Raw genomic sequence first — 26,576 nt, 5'->3', positions numbered from 1 at the left:
ACGGTCGGCGGCGCCGCGGAGGGCGCGACCGGGCGGGGCGCGCGTCGGGCGCGCCCGCCGGGACCCGCGGGGTCAGCCGTCGTCGGTGAGGTCGAGCAGGGGCAGGTCGGCCGAGGTCACGAGGCGCGACGCCACCGCGTACTCGACGAGGCGCGCACGGCGGTTCGTCGCCAGCGCTCCGGGCCCGCCGCGCAGGCCCTTGACCCCGATCCGGTCGAGCTTGTCGCACACGTTGTCGAGCTTGCGGTTGAAGCGCGTCGTCGCCCAGCCCAGGCGGGCAGCGGCCGCGGCCGACGACGGGATCTCCGACAGGCCGGTGCCGTCGCGTCGCAGCATCGGCTCGGCCAGCGCCACGATGAGCTGCTTCTGGCTCGTCGTGAAGGTGATCATGCCGATGGTCGTCGCGCCGCCCGACTCCGTGTCCTCGGAGCGGATCTCCTGGTACGGCGCCCCGTGCAGCTGCGCGGTGAGCTCGTACGTGGTCGGCCCGGCCGTGAACACGATCGACGTCGTGGGGAAGACGATCGGAAGGCGGTTGCCCGGCGAGAGCCAGGACTGCACCCCGCCACCCGAGTCGCACACCGTCGCGGAGATGAGCGTCCCGACGTTGGCGAGCCACCAGATGCCGCCCTCGTGCGAGATGCGCAGGAAGCGGCGGTGCAGGTACGGGTTGTCCTCGATCGCGAGGTCGCCGTCCCGCCCGATGTCGAACGGGTCCCCGTCCACGGACGGGCGGAACCACTCCCCGCAGAACTCGACCGCGAGCTCGCTCACGCCGCTCCCTCCGCCGTCACGCACACCTTCCCGGGCGCCGCTGACGGCCGACCGTCCCGGAGCACGACGACCTCGATGCAGACCTTCTCGCCCGGCTTCGCCCGGAGCTCGACGGTCGTCTCGTCGAAGATCTCCTTGTAGGGGGTCTCCTCGATGGGGTCCAGCTTCTTCCAGGCGAACGAGTCGCCGTCCTGCGCCTTGTCCGAGTCGTACCGCCACGTGAACGTGGCGACCTCGCGCGCCGGGTCGTAGGTGCCCACGAGATCGTTCACGGGCGGGACGAGGTCGCCGAGGTTGTCCGACGGCAGGAAGTCGTCGTCCGTGGCGGCCGTCTCCTCGCCGCCCCCGCCGGTGTCCGTGTCGTCCACGGGGGCGTCCGGCCGCAGCAGGAAGAACCCGCCGACCGCGACCGCGACCCCGACGACGCCGGCGAGCGTCGCCCACAGCGCGCCGCGGCCCGACCGCTCCTCCGCGGGCGCGGCGGCCGGTCCGCCGTCCTCCGGCCCGGTGGGCCGGTGGACGGTGTCCTCGACGGGCGGCTGGCCCCAGGCCCCCGGGCGCCGGGCGCCGGGGTACATCCGGGACGGGTCCGTGAGCTCGGCGACGGGCGCGTGCCCGCCGGCGCCGACGACGGAGGTCGGTGCGGTGCCCGCGGTCTGCGCGGGCGCGCCCTGGTTCCAGGCCGCGGGCGCGTAGGGCTGCTGCGGGGCGCGCGGTCCCGGCTGCTGCTGCGGGGCGGCCGGTCCTGGCGCGACGGTCTGGCCGGGCCACGGCGCGCCCGGCTGACCCGGCCGCAGCGGCGTCGTGGGCTGGGTCGGCCGGCTCGGGGCGACGGGCCCCGACGACGTCCCGCCCGGACCCGAGGGATCGATCGACACGACCTGCCGCAGGCGGGTCCCGGCGTCGTCGTCCGGCTCCTCCTCCTGCACGTGGCCCGAGTCGTCGAGCAGGTCGATCGGGGTGACCGCGTACGACAGCTCGTTCTGCACCTGCTGGAGGGCGCGCGCGAACGCGAGGACCGTCGGGTAGCGCGACCCGGGGTTCTTCGCCATCGCCGTCGCGAGCACGCGCTCGAGCGAGGCCGGGACGTCCGTGCGGCCCGTCGGGGGCAGCGGCGAGGTCTCGATGCGGGAGATGAGGTTGGCGCTCGAGTTGGAGCCGCCGGGCACCTCGAACGGCGTCCGCCCCGCGAGCAGGGTGTACGTCGTCGCCGCGAGCGCCCAGACGTCGGTCGCGATCCCGCTGCGGGGCGGCTCGGCGAACGACTCGGGCGGGGACCACGGGATCGACATACCCTCGGCGCGCGCGGCGTCGTCGACCGTCGAGGAGATGCCGAAGTCCGTGAGCGCCGGGTGGCCGTACTCGGTGACCAGGATGTTCGCCGGCTTGATGTCGCGGTGCAGGATGCCCGCGCGGTGCGCCGTCTCGACGGCACCCGCGATCTGGACCGCCGTGCGCAGCGCCTCGGCGACCGAGAGCCGCTCGGTGCGGTACCGCGCGCCGAGGTTGGGGCGCGAGCAGTACTCCATGGCGAGGTACGGGCGCCCGTCGTCGGCGATGTCCGCCTCGTACATCGTGACGATCGACGGGTGGGTCGAGAGCGTCGCCATGAGGTCGGCCTCGGCGTCGAACGCCGCCCGCTGCGAGTGGCTGGACCACTCGTGCAGCAGGACCTTGACCGCGACCCGCCGGCGGGGGCGCTGCTGCTGGTACAGGAAGACGTCGGAGAACCCGCCCGAGCCGACCAGCGAGACGTACTCGAAGCCCTTGATCTCCGGCGGCGGGGACGGCGCGCGCTTGGTGCTCACCGGATCCCCTCGAAGACGAGGGTCACGCCGTCGCCGAGGTCGGCGACGTCGCCGTCGACGACGAGGACCGGCTCCGACGGGTGCAGGCGTCGCGGCGGCTGGCCCGCGCGCAGCAGCGTGGTCCCGTTGGTCGTCGCCATGTCGCTCACGAGGACGTGCCACCCCTCGAGCGTGATCTCGAGGTGCGAGCGCGAGATGTCCTGCTGCGGGCTGGGCACCGTCACCAGGCGGGGCAGCTCCGCCGCCTGCGACCGGGGCGTGCGCGGCCGACGGCCCACGACGACAGGACGGTCGAGCTCGACCGTCTGCCCGGTCGACACCACGACGCGGCCGAGCGGCGGGCGGACCGCCAGCGCGGCGTCGCCCTCGAGGGGCCCGCCGCAGAGCGCGCACGCGTCCCGCGACGGCGGGTTCGCGTGCCCCTGCGCGCACGTCCGCGCGAGGATCTGCTGCTGTCCCGGGCCGGGCGGCGCGCTGAACGACGGCGGCGGCGGCACCGGAGCGGCCCCGCCCGCGTCCTGCGCGGCCGCGCGCAGGTCCGCGATGGCGGACGAGTGCACGGTGTGGCCGTCGTGGTCGAGCCCGGGCTCTCCCTCGGCCTCGGCGGGCTCGCCGTCGGGGTCGAGGACCGTCGCGGCGCGGTGCGCCGCGGCCGGCGTCGCGCCCGTCCACTCCCGCGGGACGCCGGCGATGAGCCCGTCGCCGGACGGGACCGGCGACGGCACGGGCGGTTCCTCCGCGACCGGGGCCGGCGGGACGGGCGGGGTCACGGCGTCCGGGGGTGCCGGCTCGTCGTGCTCCTCGTCGTCCTCGGTGCGCACCGCGGCATCCTCGACGGTCCGCAGGATGGTCGACCCCCACAGGTGCGAGTAGTCGTCGTCCTCCTCCGGAGCGGCGGCCTCGGGCGCCTCGACCGCTGCCGCGGGCTCGTCCGCGAGCACCGGCGGGGTCGGGACGTCGGACTCCGGCTCGGGCGCGATGGTCTCCTCGGGGAGGCGGAGCGTCGCGCCGAGCGGCGGCGCGGCCGGCACGGGGACGGACTCGGGCTCCACCGCTGTCGGCTCGGCGGCCGAGCCCCAGGAGGGCCGGTCGGTCGGCGCGGGCTCGGCGACGGGCGCGTCGTCGTCCACGAGGTCCGCGGCAGCCGGCCGGGCGGGGCGTTCGACGAGCGGCCACGCGACGGCGCCCGCGAGGACCACGCCGGAGACGAGCGGCAGCGTGGCCGCGTCCCCGAGCAGGGGCTCCCCGGCGGGCGCCTCGTCGAGGGTGCCGACGACACCGGTGTCGGAGCGCACGAGCAGCTCGACGACGTCGTCCAGGACGCGCTCGGACCAGGTCGTGACGCCCTCACCCTCGACCCGCACGCGCTCGCCGCCGTCGAGCTCGAGGGTCACGGTCACCCGGCCGCGCGCGGCGACGTGGACGCGACGGTCCGCGACCACCGCCACCACGAACGGCGGCACGGTCCGCAGGCTCGAGCCGAAGGCGCCGGTGAGGACCTGGAGCACCTCGACGACCCCTGCGTCGGTGCCGAGCTGGTCCCAGACCTGCTCGACGAGCGAGGCCTCCACCGGACCCGGCAGCACGACGACCGTGCCGCCTCGCACGACGGCGCGTGCGGTTCCCGTGACGTAGCGCAGCGTCACGTCAGACCCCCGATCTGGAGACGAACATCCCTGGGCAGCGTGTCCTCGTCGACGACCGGACCCGGTGCCGCGGCGTGGTCGCGCGGCGTCGTGCTCCCGCCGCTCGTGTCGTCGGACACGCCCGTCGCGTCGACGACGACGACTGTGATGTTATCCCGGCCCCCGGCCGCGATGGCCTCGTGGACCAGGCGCTCGGCGGCCGCCTGCGGGTCGGGCGTGGAGAGCAGGACCTCCGTGATCCGCTCGTCCGTGAGCTCGCCCGTCAGGCCGTCCGAGCAGACCAGGACGCGGTCGTGCCGCTCGATCGGCAGGTACCAGAAGTCCACCTGCGGGGCGTTGCGCGAGCCGAGCGCGCGCGTGACGACGTGCCGCCGCGGGTGCGTAAGGGCCTCCGCGGGCGTCAGCAGCCCGGCGTCGACCATCTCCTGGACCTCCGAGTGGTCGACGCTCACCTGCTCGAGACGACCGCCGGCGAGGTGGTACGTGCGCGAGTCGCCGACGTTGACGACGAGCCAGTACGGGTTCCCGTCCTGCTCCGAGACGACCACGCCGGTCACGGTGGTGCCCGCCCCCCGGCCGGGCTCGGTGACGATGGCCTGCACGTTCTCCTGCGCGACCGTGATCCGCTCGCGGACCTCGTCCGGCGTGACGACGTCGAGGTCGGCGAGGGGTCGGAGGGCCTCGACGGCGGTCGCGCTCGCGACCTCGCCCGCCTCGTGGCCGCCCATGCCGTCGGCGACGAAGAAGACGGAGCGCGAGACGAGGAACCGGTCCTCGTTGAGGAGCCGGCGCGCGCCCCGGTGCGACGCCGCGCCCCAGGCGAGGTGGACCTCGGCCGGCAGCTCGGTCGTCATGCGGCACCGGGGTGGACGACGATGCGGCGGTCCCCGACGTGGATCGTCGCACCGACGGGGACGCGCACCCGGGTCCCCGGCTCGGCGACGCGCGGCGGGGCTCCCGGCACCGAGACGACGGTGCCGTTGGTGGAGCCGCGGTCCGTGAGCCACAGGCCGCTCGGGTCCACGCGGAGCTCGGCGTGGGTCTTGGAGACGGACCGGGTGGGGTCGTCGACCGCGACGAGGTTCCACGGCCCGTCGTCGGGCGCCTGCGGGTTGCGGCCGAGCAGGGTCGGGCGGTCGACGGCACGACGCTCTCCGGACTCGAGCTCGATGACGACCGAGACGTCGGGTGCGGGGTCCATGGCGCGGACGTCCCGCGCCGTCATGCGCGTGCTGTCCCACTCCGCCTCGGCGGGCTCGGGCGTGGGCGCGGCGGCGGGTGCGGGGGTCGCGGGCGTCACCACGGGGGCGGGGGACGTCGCCGCCGGCGGAGCGGCCGACGGAGCGGCGGGCGCGGGCGTGGCGGGGACCGGCGGCGCGGCCGGGGTCGACCCGCTCCCGACGCCCGGGACGCCCGTGATCAGTCCGTCGCCCGCGGGCGCCGCGGAGGACGGGAAGGCCCAGGGGTCCGGGACGGGTGCGGCCGGCGCCGGACCCGACGGCGCCGACGGCGCCGACGGGGCGAACGACGCCGTGCCTCCTGGAGCCGCCGGGGCCGCAGGACCCTGGCCGCCCAGCGGGGCGGGTGGGTAGGGCGCGTACCCCGTCGGAGCCGGTGCGGGGGCGTACCCGGGCTGAGCCGGTGCGGGGGCGTAGCCGGGCTGGGGCGCCGAGGCGTAGGTCCCGGCGGCGCCGTGGGAGGCACCCGCGGGCGCACCGGCCATGAGCGTGGCCACGCCCTCGTAGCCGGAGGGCGACGAGGACGCAGGGGTGACACCGCGCACGTCGAGCACGAGCGAGCGGCCCGCCTTGTCGTGCCACCCCTGCGACCGGCCGGAGGAGTCGAAGCCCGGGCTGAGCAGGACCACGAGGATCCCGCCCAGGGGCACGACGCCGACGATGATCCAGCGCAGCGCCGCCCGGCCGAAGCCGACCGTCTCGCGCGTCCCGGCGTCGACCGTGCGGATGCCGGTGAGGAGGTTGCCGAGCGTCTTGCCCGTCGAGCCCTCCCAGAACCAGACGCCCACCCACCACGCGAGCGCGAGCACCCCGGCGACGACGTAGACCACGAGGATCTTGCCGAAGAGCGCGGCGGCCTCGTCCTGCGTCACGACCTGGACGCTGCCGAGCGGCGTCCCGACCATCGCGAGGCCCGCGACGACGACCACCAGCGCGACGAGGCCCGGGACGGCGACGTCGACCACGTAGGCGAGGAACCGCCGTCCCCTCCCCGCGAACGGGGCGGTCGCGAGCGAGGACGCCGACGGCGCGGCGACGGCCGGGCCGAACGCCTTCTGGGTCGCCGCGTAGACCTCGGGCTCCGTCGTGGTGTCCGGCGCCGAGTGCGGGGCGGCCGCGTACGGCAGGTCCGCCCCCGCGCGCGCGGCGACGGCCTGGACGCTGCCGACCGGGCCGGCGGCCGGCTCGGCGACCGGGCGACCCGTCCGGGGGAAGGGCTGCCCGCACACGGCGCAGAACGCGGACCCCGCGGACTGCGCGGACCCGCACGCGGCGCACGTCACGTCGCTCATGACTCGTCTCCCTGTCGTCTCGTCGGCTCCGACGACGACCCTGCCGCCGGGGGCGCGGCGCCACCCTTCGTGCCGGCGCGGCGGCCGGGCAGCCACCGGCGCAGACCCGACGAACCGGAGGCCGCGCGGACCGACCGCAGCGAGAGTGCGGCGCGGACGCGGGCCCGACGGTTCACGGAGGAGCGTAGCCCCCCGACGACGGTGTCCACGTCCGCCCAGAAGGCCTCGATCTCCTGCTCGGTCGGCTCGCCCTGGCCGAAGACGGTCGCGTCGGCGCGGTGCGCCAGCGGGATCGTCGCCGTCGCGCCGTACGCCTGGGAGAGGAGGCCGGCGCCCTCGCGTCGCGTGGACCCGGCGGGGACGGGCGTGCCGAGGTCCGTCGCGGTGTCCAGGACCTCGCGCCAGCCTCCGCTCACCCGGTCGACGGGACGTGCCGCCGCGCGGCGCCGCGCCCGGCGACGCGCCTTGTAGGCGAGCACCAGGATCACCGGCAGGGCGAGGAGCGCGAGCGGCACCACCACGGCGACGGCGACGAGGGCCGCCTGGCCCCAGTCGAAGCCGTCGCTCTCGGCCTTCTCCTTCTCCTCGTCGTCGACCTTGCCGGCCTCGGCCTCGGCGGGCTCCTCCGGAGGTTCCGGGTCCTCGAGGATCGGGGGCTTGGGCACCTGGAGGCTCTTGGGCTCCGGCTGGATCTTGTTGTCCTCGTCGGGGATCGCCGTGATCGGCACCCACCCGTAGCCGACGAACGGCACCTCGGCCCACGCGTGCACGTCGGTCCCGGTCGCGGTGAAGGGCTCGCCCGGCTCGAGCGGGTTCTTCTCCATGTCGGGGTAGAAGCCCATGACCACGCGCGCGGGGATGCCGGCCTGGTTGGCCATGAGGGCGAGCGCCACCGCGAACTGCTCGTCGTCGCCCACCATCTCCTCGTCCGCGAGGAGCGTGTCGATGCGCTCCGCCGAGTGGCCCGGACGCGAGGGGGGCTGGGTGTCGAGCCCGCTGGAGAAGACGCCGCTGGCCACGAGGCCGTCGCGGAGCGCGAAGAGCTGGTCGACGGGCTCGGTCTCCTCCCCCATGAACTGCGCGGCCTTGCCCGCGAGCGACGCGGGCAGCGCGTCCTTGGGCGGCCTCGGCACCTCGATCGACTGGTCGATCGCGCCCGCCCGCAGGTCGTCCTCCGTGGGCTCGACCGTGACGAGCGTGTCGAGCGTGTACGAGTCGCCCGGTCGCAGCCCGGCGGTCGTCAGCGCGGTCCCCGTGGTCGAGTTGTAGTACGTGGTCTCGCCGAGCTCGCGCGCGCGGTCGCCCCCGTAGGTGATGCCCTCCAGCGTGCCGACGTCGGGCACCCACACGCCGGTGTAGTCCCCGACCTGGACCTCGACGCGCGTCGGCGTCCCGGACGCGACGGTCGCGATCTCCTCGCCCGCGCGCGTGTAGACGCCCGAGCCGGGCAGCCCGCTGGAGACGTCGTAGACGACGCCGTTGTACGTGTCGAGACCGGCGAGGCGGACCTTGGCGCCTGCCGGGAGCCCCTGCACGGTGAACAGCTCGTCCTCGCGCATGTCCTTGGCGTACTTGCGGAACGCCGTGAGCGGGCTCACGTACTCGTGCAGGTCGAGGGGCGGCACGACCGTCTCGCGCAGCACGGTGCGCGGCGCGTCCGGGAGCAGCACGGGCGCGGCGAACGCCGCGGCGACGCCGCCGACGACCAGCATCGCCGCGCCGGTGCGCACGCGGTGCCACCAGAGCCGCCGCGTCGCGGCCTTGCTCGCCTCGGTCGTGATCTGGTGCGCCCCGAAGCGCGCGGCCGTGACCCGCCACCCGGCCCACAGCAGGCCCACGCCGCCCACGACGAGACCCTGCACCACCGGGAACGCCGCGATGACGGTCCCGAGGAGGATGACCCCCACGAACGCGACCACGACGGGGACGAGCGCCCACTCGGCACGGCGCGCGCGCCACGCGATGGTCCCCGCGAGGAGCGCGGTCGCGAGCATGAGGAGGTACGGGACCACCGCGAGCTCCGGGAAGGAGTGCAGCGGCGGGACCGTGGTGACGAACTCCTTCCAGCCCGTGACGGCGCCACGGAGCAGGTCGGTGATCGTCTGCAGCGACGGGACCACGCCGCCGATCGCGTCCGCCGGCAGCGCGAGCGCGCCACCGAAGAGCAGGTACGCGACGACCGCGACCACGAGGACCGTGGCGGCGGACCACCGGCGCCAGGCGCCGAGCCACGCGACCAGGAGCCCGACGACGGCGCCCCCCGCGGCCGGGAGGAGGTACCCGGTGGACCCCCACACGGGCCCGAACCCGACGGCGACCGCGCCGAGGACGAGGACGAGCGCGAGCGCGTCGACGGCCCCGAGGGCCGTGAGCGCACGCGGGGTGTCGGCCCCGCGCAGCCGGGTCGTGTTGCGCTGCGAGGTGCCCGAGGACGGCGGCGGCGTGCCGACCGGGGTGGCGCGGCGCGAGCCGCGCGTCGTGGTGCTGGGAGCGCTCATCAGTCGTTCAGCCTCCGCAGGGCGAGGGGGAGCTCACCGAGCTCGCCGATGGTGAGGACGACGAGCTCCGCGATGGCGTGCCGGCTGAGCGAGGCCCCGGGGACGCACTGGATCGCCATGACGCGGACGTCCTGGGGAAGCCGGGCGGACGCCGCCCGCAGCTCGGTCGGCGTCACCCTGCTGCCGACGATGAAGGCCACGACCGAGGCGTCGCTGATCGTCAGCCCCGCGACGCGCGCGACGTCCACGAGGGACGTCCGCTGCGCGCGCGTCTCGACGCGCGCGAGGTCGTCGAGCAGCCGGGTGCGGTGGTCGCCGCGCAGGTTGCCGTCGTTGACGAGGACGGTGACCCCGCGGTCCTCCTTGATCGCCTGGAGGCCGAGCGACCCGCACGCGCTCACGGCGAGCTCGAACTCGTCGTCGTGCGCGTAGTCCTCGGCACGCGTCGAGAGGAGCACGGCGAGGTGCGACCGGCGGGTCTCCTCGAACTGGCGGACCATGAGCTGCCCGGTGCGGGCCGTCGTCTTCCAGTGGATGTGCCGGCGGTCGTCGCCCGGGACGTAGTCGCGCAGCGCGTGGAACGAGACGTCCGAGTTGGAGATGTCCGTCGTGACGCGGCCCTCGAGGTCCTTGAGGAAGCCCGTGGACGAGCCCGAGAGGTTCTTCACGCGCGGGTGCACGAAGAGCTCCTCGGGCTCGGTCCAGACGACCTCGCGGCGCAGCAGACCGAGCGGGTCCGCCCGCACCGAGCGCACGGGTCCCACGGAGATCACCGAGCGCCGGTGCGTCGGCACCGTGAAGATCTCCTCGTGGCTCGCCTGAGGACGCAGGCGCGGCACGGGGAACGTCGCCATGCCCTGCCCCACCGGCAGCTCCATGACCGAGGGGAGCAGCGGCCGGCCCGAGTCGTTGCGCACGTCGAGCCGGCCGACGGCGCGGTCGCCGACCGTGACGCGCTGCTGCGCGAGGTCGAGCACGACGGCGTAGCGGAAGCGGCCCAGCACGAACGCGACCGCGGCGAGCAGCGCCACCGTGAGCAGGATCGCGACCACCAGCAGCTCGAGCCAGGAGAGGGCGAGCCCGGCCCACCACGCCCCGACGGTGACGACGAGCGCGGCCCAGCCGAACGGGCTGACCGCCGACGTCACCGGCTCGACCGCCCTCGTCACCGGCGCCAGCGCGCGCCCGATCGGCGCCGCGACCCGGGCGAGGGGCGCTGCGAGGGGTCGGAGCAGTCCGGCGAGGGCCGACGACGCGGGTGGCGTGCCGGTCCTGCCGCTCGGGCTGCTCGAGCGGGTGCTCGGGCGGCCGGTCGAGGGGCCGTGTGAGGCGTTCATGCGATGGGCTCTCGGTCGGTGCGGGGGAGGACGGTCCGCCGGGTCGACGGTGCGTGGGGCACCCGACGGGCGGAGTGGGCGGGCGGCGTGGGGAGCGCCGTACGTCCGGTCAGGCGGAGCGTCGCTCCTGCGGCGCCGCGACGTCGGCGAGGAGCCGGCCGAGCACGGCCTCGTTCGTGGCGCCGGCGAACTCGGCCTCCGGGTCGAGCACGAGGCGGTGCGCCCACGCCGGCTGCGCGAGCTCCTTGATGTCGTCCGGCAGCACGTAGTTGCGGCCGTGGGCCGCGGCCCAGACCTTGGCGCAGCGCACGAGCGCGAGCGAGCCACGGACGGAGACGCCGACGCGGACCTCGGGCGCGTTGCGCGTCTCCTCGGCGAGCCGGGAGACGTACTCCAGGACCGCGCCGTCGACGTGCACGCGCGCGCCGAGCTCGGCCATCTCCGTCACGGCCTGCGTCGTGATGAGCGGCTGGAGCGTCTTGCTCCGGTCGCGGACGGACGCACCGGAGAGGATCTCGACCGTCGACGCGTGGTCCGGGTACCCGATCGACGCCTTCATGAGGAAGCGGTCGAGCTGTGCCTCGGGCAGCCGGTAGGTGCCGGCCTGCTCGATGGGGTTCTGCGTCGCGATGACCATGAACGGACGCCCGACGTCGTGGCCCACGCCGTCGACGGTGACGCGCCCCTCCTCCATGACCTCGAGGAGCGCCGACTGCGTCTTGGGCGACGCGCGGTTGATCTCGTCCGCGAGCACGATCGACGCGAAGATCGGGCCCTGGTGGAACTCGAACTGTCCCGTCTTCTGGTCGTAGATCGTCACGCCCGTGACGTCCGACGGAAGGAGGTCGGGCGTGAACTGGATGCGGTTGTTCGTGCCCTGGACGCTCGCCGCGAGGGCGCGGGCGAGCGACGTCTTGCCCGTGCCGGGTGCGTCCTCGAGGAGGATGTGGCCCTCGGAGAGCATGCACGTCAGGGTGAGGCGCACCACGTGCGCCTTGCCCAGGACGGCCTGGCCCACGTTGCCGACGAGGCGGTCGAAGGTCTGAGCGAACCAGGTGGCCTGCTCGGGGGTCATCGTGCTCATGAGTTTCCGTTTCTCGTTGCGTGCTGTGGAGCGGACGGGCCGGGGGCTACCAGCCCATGACCGGTGTGCTCGTCCCGTCGGAGAACTTCACCTGGACCTGCTGGCCCGGCCAGCCGTAGTAGCACTGGAGCCGCTGGCGGCCGTTGCTCAGATTGATGGTCCACCACTCGTTGGAGTAGTTCGACGACGGCGAGAACCTGTGCCAGCCGCCGTCCGAGCCCCAGCACTGGTACTGGACCGATCCGGTCGCGCCGTTGGGGTCGATGCCGAGCCAGCGGCACGAGCTGTCCCCGCACCCCTCCTCGCCCTGGGCGTCGGAGTGCTTGTAGAGCGTCGGCACCGGGCGCGCCTCGGTCTTGGCCGAGTCGCACGCCTCGGCGGACGTGTTGCCCTCGCTGTCCTTCGCGACGGCGCACAGCTTGGCGGTCTCGCCGTAGCCGAGCCCGCTCGCGGTGTACGTGTTCGACCCCGAGCCGGCGGACTGGGAGATGCCGAACGACCCGGACTTCGCCCCGCTGACCGTGATCGTCACGTTGCGACCGTTCGTCGAGCCGGAGACCTTGAAGGTCACCTGGCCCTTGCCTCCGCTCGCCGAGACCGTCGGGCGGGGCGGCGGTCCGTACGGGGTGGCCGAGTTGGCGGTCGTGCTCTCGCCGGCCTGGTTCGCGCCGTCGACGTTGGCGACGGCGCGCACCTTGATCGAGTACGCCTTTCCGTTGGTCAGCCCGCCCACGATCTTGTTGTCGGCGAGCTTCTTCCAGCCGTCCCCGGCCGCGTACTCGTAGGAGATCTCGCTCGCCTTCACCCCGTTGCCGGACGCCGCACCGAACGAGAGCTGGATCTGATTGTTCGTCCCGTTCGCCGTCGCCCGGAGGTTGCTCACCGTGCTCGGCGCCGCGAAGGCGCGCACCGGGTCGGACGCGGGCGAGAACTCGGCGTCGCCGAACTTGTCGGTCGCCTTGTTGTGCGCCCGCACGCGGAACGTGTAGCCGGTCGTGTCCGCGGAGACCCCGATCGTCGTCGAGGTCGCTCCCGCCCCCGCGGTGGCGGTCTTCACGACGGAGCCGCCCTGGAGCGCCTCGATCGTGTACTTCGAGATCGCCGCGCCGTTGTCGGACGGAGCGGTCCACGCGACCTGCATCTGCGACGTGTCGCCGATCGAGGTGCGCTTCACGGTCGGCTTCGCCGGCGCGGCCGGCTTGCCCGCGGGCGTCTCCGCCGTCGAGTACTCGCCCCAGTCCGAGGGGTCGGGCGCGAGGTTGTTCGCCCGGACGCGCACCTTGTACGCGACGCCGTTCTTCAGCCCGTCCCAGGTCACCGAGGTCCCGACGAGCGCGGTCTTCTGGACCGCCCCGCCCGGCGGCGCCGGGGAGATCTCCAGGTCGACCGTCTCGATGGGCGAGCGGTCGGTGTAGGTCTTGTTGGTCCAGGTGACGGTCAGGGACTGGTCGCCGAACTCGAGGGTGGGTGCGGCGGGCGGGTCGGGCTTCTCGTCGGGGCGGGCCTCGGCCGAGGGCGGGGACGCGGGTCCGTCGCCGACGGCGTTGGTCGCGAACACGGTGAAGGTGTACTTCACGTTGTTCGTCAGGCCGTCGAGGGTGCAGGTCGTGGTGCCGCAGGCCTTCTCGTAGCCGTTCTGGGAGCGCACGGTGTAGCCGGTGATCTCGGCGCCGTTGTTGTTCGGCGGGTCCCAGGACAGCACGACCGTCTTGGACCGCACCTCCTCGACCTGCGGGGTCGCGGGGGCCTCCGGCTTGCCGAGCACCTTGAGCTGGATCCGACCCTCGACCTCGCGGTCGGGGTCCTTGGTCGCGTCCTGCACCCGGTACCGGACCACCATGACGCCGACGAAGTCGTCGCGGGGCGTGACGCTGACCTGGTCACCGGCCAGGTCAGCCGAACCCTGCCCGGTCTCCACGACGGCGTCGACGAGCTTCAGCGGTGTGTCGGGGAACGGGTTCGAGTCGTTCGCGAGCACGTCGACCTTCGTGGCCTTGCCCTGGTGGGCGTCGTCGACCGTGTCGGTGTTGGCGCGGACCAGGGGTCGGGTGGAGGCCACGACGGTGAGGGTCGCGGTGCCCTCGACCGGGGGGTGCTCGCCGTCGGTGACGGTGATCGGAACCTGCACGACCGAGCCCTTGGGCACCTCGGGCGTGGCCTGGGCGTGCAGGGTGCCGCCCTCGACCGAGACCGTGATGCCCTGCGCACCGCCCGAGGACGCGGTGAACGTCAGCGGGTCTCCGTCGGCGTCCGTGGCGAAGCGTGCGAGGTCGACCGAGGCCTCCTCGCCCGCGGCCACGTCGAGCGCCGGGGACCCGACGAGCTCGGGCGCGAGGTTCTCCGGAGGCAGGACCTGGACGGGGATGGTCAGGACGTTGGTGTGCCCCTCGGGGTCGTCCGGGCCGGACCCGTCGGTCACCTCGAACGACACCGACGCCGGCCCGGTGTAGGCGGGGTCGGGCGTGTAGACGATCTGGGTCACCGACGGGACCTCGCGCGAGCCCTCGGTGACCTTCACGGCGTCCTCGGTCGTCAGGCGCGGCGTCTTGCCCTCGACCACGAGCACGTGCTCGGTGATGTCGATCGGCAGGGACTCCCCGGCCAGCACCTCGAGCTGCGTCCCCGGCCGGAGCGTCGGCCTCTGGTCGGTGAGGCCGGGCACCTTGACGAAGGCCTTGGCGGTGAGGCCGTCGATGTCGGTGGCGGTGTAGGTGATGACCTGGCGGTTCTCGGTGAGGGTGACGACGAGCTCGCCGGTGTCGGTGACGGTGGCGGTGGTCGCGTCGGTGGTGACGGTGAGCTCGGTCGCGGCGCCGTCGGGGTCGGCGTCGTTGTCCAGGACGGGGACGGTGACCTCGGTCTTGCCGAGGATGTCCTCGACGGGCACGGTGTCGTCGCGGGCGACGGGGGGCAGCAGGGGCGCGTCGGCGGCGACGTTGACGGTGACGGCGCCGGTGGCGCGGGCGCCGTAGGTGTCCTGGACCTGGTAGTAGAACGTGTAGGCGCCGTCGGCGTCGGGGGAGGTCAGGACGATGCGGTCGGTCACGACCTCGGCGTCCAGGTCGTGGGTGTCCTCGATGGCGCCGGGGACCAGGCCGACCTGGTCGCCGTCGGGGTCGGTGTCGTTGGCCAGGGCCGCGACCGAGACCGTGCGCCCCGGGCGCACCGTGATCTCGTCGTCCACCGCCACAGGAGGCTGGTTCGTCTCCCCCGGGCGCGCGATCCCCACGCGCACGGTGCCGGTCGCCGTCGCCCCGCGGGCGTCGAGCACCGTGTAGGTGAAGGTGTCGAGCCCCACCGCGTTCTTCGCGGCGGTGTACTCGAGGAAGCCGTCGACCACGCCGACCGTCCCCTTGCCCGCCGGGGACGCGATGCCGGTGACCTGGACGGAGTCGCCGTCGGGGTCGATCCCGTCCAGGGGGACCGCGATGCGCACGCTGGACCCGGACAGCACGCGCGCGTCGATCTCGCGGGGCTGCGGGGGTGCGTTGTCCTCCCCGTCGCGGATGCGGATCGTGACCTGGGCGGAGTCCTCCTGCCCGTTGACGTCGCGCACCCGGTAGATCGCGTACGCGGTCCCGGCCTCGGGGCCGGCCTTGAACCGCAGCGTGTCCTCCGAGACGAACGCCTCGCCCAGGGCGGGGTCCACGTCCTGCTCGAGCTCGGGCTGCAGGAACAGCTCCAGCCCGTCGGGGTGGGTGTCGTTCTTCAGCACCGGGATCGTCACCACGTCCCCGGCGTGCACCGTGACCTCGTCCGCCGCCGCCTGCGGCGGCTGCAACCGCGTCGGCGCCGGCACGGGGATGACCCGCACCTCGCCCGGGGCGGACTCCGTGCCGTTCGACACGGTGTAGGTGACGGTGACCGGTCCGTCGAGCTGGCGCAGCTCCGTGATGCGCAGCATCTGGTGGGCGAGCACGGCGACGGAGACGCCCGCGTCCGCGGGGACCTTGACCGACTGGACGACGAGGACGCCGCCGGCGGGGTCGGTGTCGTTGGCCAGCACGTCCACGAGCGTGCTGCCGCCCGCCGGGAGCAGGGCGGTGTCGGTCACCACGATCGGGGCGCCCTCGGCCTCCGACGGCGCCAGCACGTCCACCCGCACCAGACCCGTCGTCGCGTTCGGACCATCGGTGACCTGGTACGTCAGGTCGTACGACCGCGGCTCCATCGACACGAACGTGAACGTCCCCGCGTCATAGTTCGGCGTGATCTCCGCCGGCGCGGACTCCGACACCGACGCCAGCCGCAGCTCGTCACCGTTCGGATCGGTGTCGTTGCGCAACGGCTCCACCGTCACCGGCTGCCCCGCCGGCACCACCACGTGATCGTTCACCGCCACCGGCGGCTGGGGGCCCGGCACCACGTCCACCAGCAGCTTGCCCTCGAAGACGCCACCCTGCCCGTCCGCCACGGTGACCGTGACCACCTTGCGGCCGGTGGAGCCGCCGCCGTCGCGGAACTCGACCGTGCCGTCCGGGCGCGAGCGCACGTCGTCCCCGGCGACCGTCGCCGCGGCCGAGGCGAGGTACAGGTCGTCCCCGTCCGGGTCCTTGAAGTACGGCAGGACCTTGATCGTGGCCCGACCACCCTGAGCCACCCGCAGCACCGGGTCACCCGTCTGCTCCGGCGGCGCGTTCTCCCCCCACGGGGAGACCTTGAGCGTGACGCCGGCCTCGGCCACGCCACCGCGACCGTCCGCGACCGAGTACCGGAACGTGCCCGTCCCCTGCGCGTCCTCGGGCACGACCGCCTGCAGCGCGGCACCGCCCATGATCGCCTGCACCGTCGCGTTGGCCGGGGAGTCCCCCGCCAGCGACGCCGTCATCACGTCCCCGTCCGGGTCCACGTCGTTGCCCAGCACCGGCAAGATCGTCGTGCGACCCGGACGCACCCCGAAGCTGTCGTCCTGCGGCTGCGGCGGCTTGTTCGGCTGCGACCGGTCCGCGATGAACTGGTCCACCTGCTCCGGGTTCGTCAGCTCCGCGTCGGACTCCTCACCCTCGGCCTCCTCCGGCAACTGCACGTCCCAGTCGTCGACCTTCTGGTACTCGTCCGCCGCCATCCACAACGTCCCCGCCGACAGGTCGTTCAGCACGATCACGCGCCGGTTCACCCGGTACTCCAGACGCGCCTGCGGATCGATCCCCTCCAGGCGGGTGTCCAGGTCGCGGTCGGTGCCGTCGCAGTCACGGATCACCTGACCCGTCGAGGCCCACGCCCCGTACGTGCAGCCGCCGAGCTGCACCGGCGCGGCCGGGCGCCCCTCGGCCGAGCGCCGCAGCGCGTCGCCACCCTTGAGCGGCTGCGTGACCAGCCCCCCGGTCGTCGCCACGACGACGTTCGCCGACCCCGCGGACGGCTGCTGGAGCCGCGCCTCGGCGCCGTCGTCCAGGGTCACCGTCTTGCCACCCGGGAGCACGAGCTGCGAGCCCGACCGGTCGAGCACGACCGGCTTGTCGCCCACAGCGGTCACCTCGACCTCCGCGCCCTTGCCCACGGGCAGGGAGGAGGACGACGGGTCGCCGTCCGCGGTGCCCTTGGACGTCGTCGCCACCGTCCACAACGTCCCGGTCGACGGGATCGCCGCGAACACCGTCCCGTCCTGCGACACCGTGAGGGCTCCCCCGCCCTCGACCTCGACCGTCGGGTCCGTCTTCTCCGCGTCGAACGAGGCCGCCCCGTCGAACGGCAGCACCCACAGCAGACCCTCCTCGCCGTCGAGGATCGCCGTCGTCGCGCCACCGGAGACCACCTGCGCCCCCGCCGGCAGACGAACCTGCCCGTCCAGCTTCAGGTGCGCGACGTCGACAGGAGACGCCGTACCGGTGCTCGTGTCGTCGAGGAGCACCCGGCCCGCGTCCTGCTGCACGTCGAACGACGCGCTGCCCGCGTTCAGCGTCCCGTCCATCGCCTGCGACTCGTAGTTGAACCGACCCAGCAGCCCGGCCGACGACTTCGTCACCCACACGCCCGAGTCGTTCAGGTCCACGTCCGCCGTGGCCTCGCCGTCGTACAGGAACGCCATCCCGACGAGCGCGGTCGAGAACACCGACACGGTGCTCACCGACGCGACGGTGCGACGGTGCTCGTTCAGACGCGCCAGGAAACCCACAGGTCCTCCGAGGAGTTGGATCGGGAGACGATCGGCCCCCTTCTCCAGCCCCCTCGATCTCGCACATACCAGGCGGCCCCACCGATCGCGCAACCGAGGATAGCGGGAGACCGGGTGAAAACCGACACCCGTCCGATGGGGAGCGCTCCCCACCCCGCGCTCCCCGGACGCCGCCCCGCGTCGGGCGAGATCCCCCGGTCGGGGGCGTCCGAGCAGGTCAACTCGATGACGGAGGCAACGATGCCGTCGGGTCGCACCGGCGTCCCCGGCCGTCGTGGGCCGGGAAAAAGATCACCCCGCGCGACGGTCAGGCGGCGCGGTCGGCGAGCGCCTCCGCGAAGGAGCGCAGCGCGTCGGTGACCGGCCCCGCGGGGAGCGCGTCGAGCTCCTCCACGGCGGAGCGCGCCCAGCGCACCGCCAGCGCGCGCGTCTCGCCGAGCACCTCGTGGCGTCGCAGCGCGGCCACGGCCGCGGCGAGGGCGGCGTCGTCCGTCAGGTCGGAGTCGAGGAGCTCGACGAGCCGGGCGTCCGCCTCGCTCGCGGTCCCGTTCGCGATCCGGGCACGGAGCAGCAGCACCGGCATGGTCGGCACCTTCTCGCGCAGGTCCGTCCCCGGCGTCTTGCCCGACTCGTCGCCCGACGACGCCAGGTCGAGCACGTCGTCGGCGAGCTGGAACGCGACCCCGAGCTTCTCCCCGTAGGCCGCGACCGTGTCGACGACGGCCGTCGGGCACCCGGCGAACAGGGCGCCGAGCCGCGCGGACGTCGAGAGCAGCGAGGCCGTCTTGTCGGCGAGCACCTCGAGGTAGTGCTCGACGGGGTCGTCGCCCTCCCCCGGGCCGATCGTCTCGTGGAGCTGGCCCAGGCACAGCCGCTCGAAGGTGCGTGCCTGGATGAGCACGGCCTCGGGCCCGAGCGCCGCGACGGTCGACGCGGCACGCGCGAAGAGGAGGTCGCCGACCATGATGGCGACCGAGTTCCCCCACACGGCGTGCGCAGACGGGGCCCCCCGGCGCACCGGGGCGGAGTCCATGACGTCGTCGTGGTACAGCGACGCGAGGTGCGTGAGCTCGACGACGACCGCGGACTCCACCACCTCCGGACGCGTCCCGTCCCCGAGCTCGGCGGCGAGCAGGGTGAGCAGCGGCCGCAGCCGCTTGCCCCCCGCGTTGACGAGGTGGCGGGACGCCGTGTCGGCGAGCGGGTCGGCGTGCGCGACGGCCTCGCGCAGCCGAGCCTCGACCCCGGCGAGCCGCTCGGTGAGGGCGGCCGCGAGCTCGGGGTCCGAGATCGGGATCGCGGTGGTCGTCACGGGCGCGGTCCGCTCACGCGGCACGGGAGGAACAGAGGTCACGGGACGAACTTAACCGCCTCGGCCGCCAGATCGAGAACCGGGGACGGGAACACACCGAGGAGGAGCACCCCGAGAGCGCACACCGCGATCGCGATCGTCGTCGGACCGGTCGACCGGACGACGGTCACGCCCGGCCGCTCGACCGCGCCGCCGTCGTCGTCCGTCCCCTCCGCGGCTCCCCCGGAGGGAGCGGTGAAGAACATCAGGACGATGATCCGGACGTAGAAGAACACCGCGACGGCCGACGCGATCACGCCCACGACGGCGAGCACCCACGTCGACCCCCCGCCCCGGCCGTCGGGCCCGGCGATGGCCGCGCCGAACGCGGTGAACTTCGCCACGAAGCCCGCCGTGAGCGGGATGCCCGCCATGGAGAGGAGGAAGAGGGAGAACACGCCCGCGAGCCACGGGCTCCGGCGACCGAGCCCCGCCCACTGCGCGAGGTGCGTCGCCTCGCCGAGCACGGCGACCGGCTGCTCCGCCGCCCCGTCGGTCACGTTGTCCGCGGGGTCGCCCGCCCCGTCGGCCCCGGCTCCCACCGTGGCCGGCACGCGCTCGCGCACGGGGGCGGTCTCGCGCACCAGCGTGACGACCGCGAACGCGCCGACCGTCGCGAGGCCATAGACGAGCAGGTAGAAGACGGTCGCGCGCAGCGAGAGCTGCGAGAACCCGACGACGCCCACGAGGATGAAGCCCGCGTGCGCGATCGACGAGTACGCGAGCAGCCGCTTGACGTCGGTCTGCACGGCGCCAACGACGGTCCCGACGACCATCGTGAGCAGCGTGACGACCCACAGCGCGACGAACAGGTCCTCGCGCGCCGTGGGCGAGGACTGCGCGAGCCCGAGGCTCACGACGTACAGGACGCGCAGCAGAGCGCCGAACGCCGCCGCCTTGGTGCACGCGGCCATGAAGCCCGTGATGGGCGTCGGGGCGCCCTGGTACACGTCGGGCGTCCAGGCGTGGAACGGAGCCGCACCGATCTTGAAGAGCAGGCCCGCGAGGATGAGCAGGACGCCCACGACGACGAGCCCCGGCATGGTCGCGAGCGGGCCTCCGGGCGTCGCGAGCGACTGGTACACCTCGACGAGGTCGACCGAGCCGGCGAACCCGTAGACGAGCGCGACGCCGAACACGAACAGGGCGGACGCGAACGCACCGAGGAGGAAGTACTTGAACGACGCCTCCTGCGAGAGGAGGCGACGGCGGCGGGCCATCGCGGAGAGCACGTACAGCGGGAGCGAGAGCACCTCGAGCGCGACGAACATCACGAGGAGGTTGCCGGTCGCGGGGAAGATCATCATGCCGCCGACGGCGAAGAGCACGAGCGGGTAGACCTCGGTCTGCTCGAGGCCCTTGCGCCGCGTGAGGTCCTCGTACGGCGACCCCGGTACCGCCGCCGCGGACGGCGCGAACGCGTCCTGGCCGGTCGACGTCTTGTCGGCGATCACGAGGATCGCGAGGAACGCGAGGAGGACGACGATCCCCTGGATCGCGAGGCCGAAGGGGTCGACGACCATGGATCCGCCGAGCACCCGGACCCCGGGAGCCGCCTGGGCGGACCCCTGCACGGCCGGGTCGCGCCACAGCACGACGACGAGCGCGAACGCCGCGGCCGTCGCGAGCAGCGCGAGGACGACCTGCGTCGTGCGACGGACGCGCGCGGGCACGAACGCCTCGATCAGCACGCCGACGACGCCGGCGCCCAGCACGACGAGGATCGGGGCGAGGTAGAGCCAGTCGACCGTGGGGGCCACGAAGGAGTCGTTCACGACTCGCTCCCTTCGTCGGAGCTACGAGTGACGGACGACCCCTGGCTCTCGAGGGCGGCCTGCTCGGCGCCCTCGGCGAACGGGTCGGCGCGCGGCGGGTCCTCGACGCCGGCGACCGCGAGGTCGGACAGGGTGACCTCCGCGGGCTCGCGCACGAGGTCGAGCGCGGGCGCCGGGTAGAAGCCGAGGACGAGGAGGACCGTGATCAGCGGTGCGACGACCCACTTCTCGCGCGCACCGAGGTCCGGAAGCGCGTCGAGCCCCTCGCGGGTGCCGCCCGTGAAGATCCGCTGGTAGGTCAGCAGCACGTAGAGCGCGGCCAGCACGACGCCGAGCACCGCGACGAGCGCGGCCCAGGGGCTGCGCGCGAACGTGCCGACCAGCACCATGATCTCGCTGACGAACGTCGACAGACCCGGCAGCGACAGCGCGGAGAGGCCGGCCACGAGGAACGTCCCCGCGAGCACGGGGACGACCTTCTGGAGGCCGCCGTAGTCCGCGATGCGCTGCGAGCGCTCCGGGTGCCGGGCGATGAGGAAGCCCGCCAGGAGGAACAGCGCGCCGGTCGAGATGCCGTGGTTGACCATGTACAGCGACGACCCGGACACGCTGAGCGACGTGAACGCGAAGATGCCGAGCACGATGAACCCGAAGTGGGACACCGACGTGTAGGCGACGAGTCGCATGAGGTCGCTCTGCCCGATCGCCATGAGCGCGCCGTAGAGGATCGAGACGACCGCCAGGACGATCACGACGGGGGCCGCCCACGCGCTCGCGTGCGGGAAGAGCGGGAGGCACAGCGTGAGCATCCCGAACGTGCCGACCTTGTCCAGCACGCCCACGAGGAGCGTGGAGGTGCCCGCGGGAGCGTGCTGCGCGGCGTCGGGCAGCCAGGTGTGGACGGGGAAGAGCGGCGCCTTGATGGCGAACGCGAGGAAGAACCCGAGGAACAGCAGGCGCTCGGTCGTGACGGGCATGGGCGACGCGGCGAACGTCTCGACGAGGTTCGCCGTGAGGAACGCGTCCTCGGGACGCGCGCCCGTCGTCGGGTCGATCGGCACCTGCACGTACAGCGCGATGACGGCCGCGAGCATGATGAGCCCGCCCGCGAGCGAGAACAGCAGGAACTTCACCGCCGCGTAGCGCCGCCGCGCCCCGACGCCGAACCCGCCGATCATGAAGTAGACCGGGATCAGCATCGCCTCGAAGAGGACGTAGAAGAGGAACACGTCGCGCGCGACGAAGACCGCGACCATGAACGCCTCGAGCAGCAGCACGAGCGCGAGGTAGTGGCGCAGGCGGCGCACGTCGCCGTCCTGCTCCTTCCACGCGGCCAGCACGACGAGCGGGACGAGCAGGACCGACAGCGCGACGAGCGCGAGCGCGACGCCGTCGGCGCCCACCGCGTAGCTCGCGCCGATCTGCGGGATCCAGCGGTACGTCTCGGTGAGCTGGTGCGTGCCGGCGGCGGACGTGTCGAACGCGGTGAAGGCGCCGACGAGCAGGCCCAGCTCGACGAGCGCGGCGCCGAGGGCGATGCCGCGCACGGTGCGCAGCGCTCCCGCGCCGACGCCGCGCGTGCGGGCCGCGGCCGTGAGCCACACCGCCGCGGCACCCACCAGGGGCCAGGCGACGAGCAGGGACAGCCAGGGGACGGAGGTAGTCATGGGTGTCTCCCTCTCAGCTCGCGGAGCCGGTGGTCAGGGCGAGGACGACGGCGACGATCACCACGAGGCCGCCGAGCATCGTCGCGCCGTACGAGCGCACGTAGCCGTTCTGCCACCCGCGCAACCACTCCCCGATCCGGCCGATCAGGCCGGCGAGGCCCATCCAGCCGCCGTCGACCATCTCCTTGTCGGCGTAGACGAGCGAGCGCGTGAGGTACTGGCCGGGCCGCATGAACACGGCCTCGTTGACGTCGTCCTGGTACAGGTCGCGCCGGGCGGCGCGCGTGAGGACGGAGCCGCGCGGCGCACGGACCGGGACGCTCGACATCGCGTACTGCCGCCAGGCGAGGGCCGCGCCGGCGAGGACGAGCAGGAGCGTCAGGGTGATGAGCGACCACACCGGCAGGACCGGCTCGTGGTGCTCGGCGTGCCCGGTGACCGGCTCGAGCCACGTGACGAACCGCGAGCCCGCGGCGAGGATGCCGCCCAGGGCCACCGAGCCGACGGCGAGGACGATCATCGGCCAGGTCATGAGGCGCGGCGACTCGTGCGGGTGCTGCACCGGGCCGTCCTGCGGGCCGAGGCCGTCCACGGAGCCGCTGCCGTCGTTCCAGCGGCGGCGACCGGAGAACGTCATGAAGAACAGGCGCGACATGTAGAACGCCGTGATCCCGGCGCCCAGGAGCGCGACGCCGCCGAACACCCACGCCCGCCACGGCTCGCCGTCGACGGGCACGAACGCGGCCTCGATGATCTTGTCCTTGCTCCAGAAGCCCGAGAACGGCGGGATCCCGAGGATCGCGAGCCAGCCCATCATGAACGTGATCCAGGTGACCTTCATGTACCGCGCGAGGCCGCCGAACCGGCGCATGTCGACCTGGTCGTCCATGCCGTGCATGACGGACCCCGCGCCGAGGAACATCCCGGCCTTGAAGAAGCCGTGCGTCACGAGGTGGAAGATCGCGAACGCGTACCCGATCGGCCCGAGCCCGGCGGCGAGGATCATGTACCCGATCTGGGACATGGTCGACGCGGCGAGCGCCTTCTTGATGTCGTCCTTGGCGCAGCCCACGATCGCCCCGAAGAGGAGCGTCACCGCGCCGACGATGACGACGACGAGCTGCGCGGTGGGCGCGCCCTCGAAGATCGGCGCGGACCGCACGACGAGGTAGACGCCCGCCGTGACCATGGTGGCCGCGTGGATGAGGGCGGAGACCGGCGTCGGGCCCGCCATGGCGTCCCCGAGCCACGCCTGGAGCGGGAACTGCGCCGACTTGCCGCACGCGGCGAGCAGGAGCGCGATGCTCGTCGCGGTGAGCACGGCGGTCGACGCCTCCGGCGCCTGCGCGAACACGGTGGTGAAGTCGACCGCGCCGAACGTCGCGAACATCAGCATGAGCGCGACGATGAGCCCGATGTCGCCCACGCGGTTCATGACGAACGCCTTCTTGGCCGCGACCGCGTACGCGCGGTTGTGGTTCCAGAACCCGATGAGCAGGTACGACGCCAGGCCCACGCCCTCCCAGCCGACGAACAGCAGGAGGTAGGAGTCGGCGAGGACGAGCACGAGCATCGCCGCGACGAACAGGTTGAGGTACGCGAAGAACCGGCGCCGGTCGCGGTCGTGCGCCATGTAGGCGACCGCGTAGACGTGGATGAGCGTGCCGACGAACGTCACGAGGAGGACGAACGTCAGGGACAGCGGGTCGATCCGCAGGCCCATCGCGAGGTCGAGGCCGCCGGAGACGATCCAGTCGCCGATCCGGAAGTCGACCACGCGCTCGTCGACGGGGAGCCCGAGCATCACGAGGAAGAGGACCAGGCCCACCACGAAGGCGGCGCCCGACATGAGGACGCCGAACCACGCGCCCCAGCGGTCGCTGCGGCGCCCGGCGAGGAGGAGGACGGCCGCCCCGAGGAGCGGGAGCAGCACCAGGTACGGTGCCGCGAGGAACGCGCCCGGCACGGTCTCGGACGCGGGCACGACGTCGGTCGCGGCCAGCAGTCCGCTCGCCGTGGGCAGGGCGGGAAGGAGCGTCGTCATCGGTGCCGGCCCCTCAGCTCTTGAGCAGGTTGACGTCGTCGACCGAGGCGGACCGACGGGTGCGGAAGATGGACACGATGATCGCGAGGCCGACGACGACCTCGGCCGCCGCGACGACCATGACGAAGAAGGCGAGCACCTGCCCGGTCACGTCGCCGTGCATCCGGGCGAAGGTGACGAACGCGAGGTTGGTCGCGTTGAGCATGAGCTCGATGCCCATGAACACGATGATCGCGTTGCGCCGCAGCAGCACGGTCGCGGCACCGATCGAGAACAGGATCGCCGCGAGCACGAGGTAGTTGGTGAGCTCCATCAGTCCTCTCCTCCCGGGGTCGCGCCGGGGCCGCCGTCCGGCACCGCATCGGTGGCGCCGCCGGGCACGCGGGACCGGCCCGGGTCGTCCGGCCCGCCGACGTCGCCGGCGGGCGCCTCGCCCTGCGGCTCGTCGGCGGTCGCGGCCTGCACCGTGCGCTCGTTCGCGTCCTGGGCCCGCAGGGCGGGCAGCGCCCTCAGGGGCTCGTGCTCGACGAGCACCTCGCGCTCGGCCTCGAGGATGGTCCCGGCCGACCGCTCCTGGCCACGGATGCGCAGGATGCGGGAGACCGACTCCTCGATGGGCCGGCCCTGGGGGTCGAGCGCCGGGGTGTCCATGGCGTTGTTCTGCGCGTACACGCCGGGGGCGGCGAGCGGCGTGAGCCGGCCGCCCGCGGGCAGCGCGGCGACCTTCGCGTCGGCCTGCTCGCGCTGACCCACCTTCGGGGTGAGCCGGCGCCGGTGCGTGAGCACGAGCGCCGAGACCGCGGCGGTGATGAGCAGGATGCCCACGACCTCCATGGCGAAGACGTAGTCCGCGAAGAGCACGCGGGCGAGCGCCACGGGGTTCGTCGCCGCGTTGGCGAGCTCCAGCCCGACCGACGGCGGGAAGGTCGCCTGCGCGACCACGCCCACCAGCACGACCCCGAGCCCGAGCCCGAGGAGCACGCCGAGCCAGCGCTGCCCGCGGATCGTCTCCACGAGCGAGTCCGACGCGTCGACGCCGACGAGCATGAGCACGAAGAGGAACAGCATCATCACGGCGCCCGTGTACACGACCACCTGGACGACGCCGAGGAACGACGCCTCCTGCGCGATGTAGAGGATCGCGAGGTCGACCATGACGAACATGACCGCGATGGCGGCGTGCACCGCCTTGCGGGCGAAGAGCAGCGAGAGCGCCGCGAGGACCATGAGGGGGGCGAGGACCCAGAAGAGGACCGCCTCGCCGCCGCTCGCGGTCACCGGGCGGCCTTCCGGGCCGACGCGCCGGCGGAGCGCCCCGAGGTCGGGGTGACCCGCCGGACCTCCGGCGGGGGCCCCGTGGGCTCGGGCGGGAGGGTCGGGTCGTCCGGACGGTGCTCGCGCACCCAGTCCACCTGCTCGGCCACCGGGCCGCTCACCTCCCCGCGGTAGTACTCGGTGTCCGAGGTCCCGGGGACCATCGGGTGGGGCGCGGCGAGCATCCGCTCCTGGAGCGGCGCGAGCAGGTCCTGCTTCTCCCAGATCATGCCCTCGCGCGTCGGGCCCGCGAGCTCGTACTCGTTGGTCATCGTGAGCGCGCGCGTCGGGCAGGCCTCGATGCACAGGCCGCAGAAGATGCAGCGCAGGTAGTTGATCTGGTAGACGCGCCCGTACCGCTCGCCCGGCGACATGTGGCCGCCGTCGGGCAGGTCGGCGTTGTCGGCACCTTCGACGTAGATCGCGTCCGCGGGGCACGCCCACGCGCACAGCTCGCAGCCGATGCACTTCTCGAGCCCGTCGGGGTACCGGTTGAGCTGGTGCCGTCCGTGGTACCGCGGCTTCGTCGGCACCTTCTGGCGCGGGTACTGCTCGGTGACCGTCGGCCGGAACATCGACGCGAAGGTCACGCCGAACCCGGCGACGGGCGCGAGCGCCTCGCGCAGCCCCTTC

General features: G+C 73.7%; 16 protein-coding genes. All 16 read right to left on the bottom strand.

The annotated features are described in order from the left end of the window. Positions 1-72: 72 nt before the first annotated feature. Positions 73-774, bottom strand: a complete 702-nt coding sequence (locus tag ABRQ22_RS18430) for a hypothetical protein (RefSeq protein ID WP_253055092.1) — start codon at positions 772-774, stop codon at positions 73-75. Then, on the bottom strand, positions 771-2,582 hold the full coding sequence (locus ABRQ22_RS18425) for a protein kinase (RefSeq protein WP_353707774.1): 1,812 nt from the start codon (positions 2,580-2,582) through the stop codon (positions 771-773). The genes ABRQ22_RS18430 and ABRQ22_RS18425 overlap by 4 nt, the downstream gene beginning before the upstream one ends. Then, positions 2,579-4,228 (bottom strand): FHA domain-containing protein, encoded by a 1,650-nt coding sequence (locus ABRQ22_RS18420; protein WP_353707773.1) that lies wholly within the window; start codon positions 4,226-4,228, stop codon positions 2,579-2,581. The genes ABRQ22_RS18425 and ABRQ22_RS18420 overlap by 4 nt, the downstream gene beginning before the upstream one ends. Beyond that, on the bottom strand, positions 4,225-5,082 hold the full coding sequence (locus ABRQ22_RS18415; RefSeq protein WP_253055089.1) for a protein phosphatase 2C domain-containing protein: 858 nt from the start codon (positions 5,080-5,082) through the stop codon (positions 4,225-4,227). The genes ABRQ22_RS18420 and ABRQ22_RS18415 overlap by 4 nt, the downstream gene beginning before the upstream one ends. Continuing rightward, complete coding sequence (locus ABRQ22_RS18410) at positions 5,079-6,758, bottom strand: RDD family protein (protein ID WP_353707772.1); 1,680 nt, start codon at positions 6,756-6,758, stop codon at positions 5,079-5,081. The genes ABRQ22_RS18415 and ABRQ22_RS18410 overlap by 4 nt, the downstream gene beginning before the upstream one ends. Then, a complete protein-coding gene (locus ABRQ22_RS18405; RefSeq protein WP_353707771.1) occupies positions 6,755-9,256 on the bottom strand; it encodes a transglutaminase-like domain-containing protein in 2,502 nt (833 codons plus the stop codon). The genes ABRQ22_RS18410 and ABRQ22_RS18405 overlap by 4 nt, the downstream gene beginning before the upstream one ends. Next, positions 9,256-10,593, bottom strand: coding sequence for a DUF58 domain-containing protein (locus ABRQ22_RS18400; RefSeq protein WP_353707770.1), 1,338 nt, complete (start codon positions 10,591-10,593; stop codon positions 9,256-9,258). Before ABRQ22_RS18400 ends, ABRQ22_RS18405 begins: the two co-directional genes overlap by 1 nt. Before the next feature lie 109 nt (positions 10,594-10,702). Next, the gene (locus ABRQ22_RS18395; RefSeq protein ID WP_253055086.1) at positions 10,703-11,677 is read right to left on the bottom strand and encodes a MoxR family ATPase; all 975 of its coding nucleotides are present in this window, start codon (positions 11,675-11,677) and stop codon (positions 10,703-10,705) included. A gap of 46 nt (positions 11,678-11,723) precedes the next feature. Next, positions 11,724-17,744, bottom strand: a complete 6,021-nt coding sequence (locus ABRQ22_RS18390) for an Ig-like domain-containing protein (protein ID WP_353707769.1) — start codon at positions 17,742-17,744, stop codon at positions 11,724-11,726. Between the two features lie 355 nt (positions 17,745-18,099). Further along, positions 18,100-19,104, bottom strand: coding sequence for a polyprenyl synthetase family protein (locus ABRQ22_RS18385; protein WP_353709578.1), 1,005 nt, complete (start codon positions 19,102-19,104; stop codon positions 18,100-18,102). 38 nt (positions 19,105-19,142) lie between these two features. Then, entirely contained in the window at positions 19,143-20,918 is a 1,776-nt protein-coding gene (gene nuoN, locus ABRQ22_RS18380) for an NADH-quinone oxidoreductase subunit NuoN (protein ID WP_253055084.1), read from the bottom strand. Continuing rightward, positions 20,915-22,585 carry an NADH-quinone oxidoreductase subunit M gene (locus ABRQ22_RS18375; RefSeq protein WP_353707768.1) on the bottom strand — a complete coding sequence of 557 codons (1,671 nt, stop codon included), beginning with the start codon at positions 22,583-22,585 and terminating at the stop codon, positions 20,915-20,917. The genes nuoN and ABRQ22_RS18375 overlap by 4 nt, the downstream gene beginning before the upstream one ends. 13 nt (positions 22,586-22,598) lie before the next feature. Then, positions 22,599-24,629 (bottom strand): NADH-quinone oxidoreductase subunit L, encoded by a 2,031-nt coding sequence (gene nuoL, locus ABRQ22_RS18370; protein ID WP_353707767.1) that lies wholly within the window; start codon positions 24,627-24,629, stop codon positions 22,599-22,601. Between the two features lie 13 nt (positions 24,630-24,642). Continuing rightward, entirely contained in the window at positions 24,643-24,942 is a 300-nt protein-coding gene (gene nuoK, locus ABRQ22_RS18365) for an NADH-quinone oxidoreductase subunit NuoK (protein WP_047234414.1), read from the bottom strand. Further along, positions 24,942-25,907, bottom strand: a complete 966-nt coding sequence (locus tag ABRQ22_RS18360; RefSeq protein ID WP_253055081.1) for an NADH-quinone oxidoreductase subunit J — start codon at positions 25,905-25,907, stop codon at positions 24,942-24,944. Before ABRQ22_RS18360 ends, nuoK begins: the two co-directional genes overlap by 1 nt. Beyond that, positions 25,904-26,569 carry an NADH-quinone oxidoreductase subunit NuoI gene (nuoI, locus tag ABRQ22_RS18355; protein ID WP_253055136.1) on the bottom strand — a complete coding sequence of 222 codons (666 nt, stop codon included), beginning with the start codon at positions 26,567-26,569 and terminating at the stop codon, positions 25,904-25,906. The genes ABRQ22_RS18360 and nuoI overlap by 4 nt, the downstream gene beginning before the upstream one ends. Positions 26,570-26,576: the final 7 nt, after the last annotated feature.

Source organism: Cellulosimicrobium sp. ES-005 (genome assembly GCF_040448685.1).
In the GTDB taxonomy this organism is placed as follows: domain Bacteria; phylum Actinomycetota; class Actinomycetes; order Actinomycetales; family Cellulomonadaceae; genus Cellulosimicrobium; species Cellulosimicrobium cellulans_G.
The sequence above is the reverse complement of the archived record's forward strand: the minus strand, read 5'-3'. Positions and strand labels throughout refer to the sequence as shown.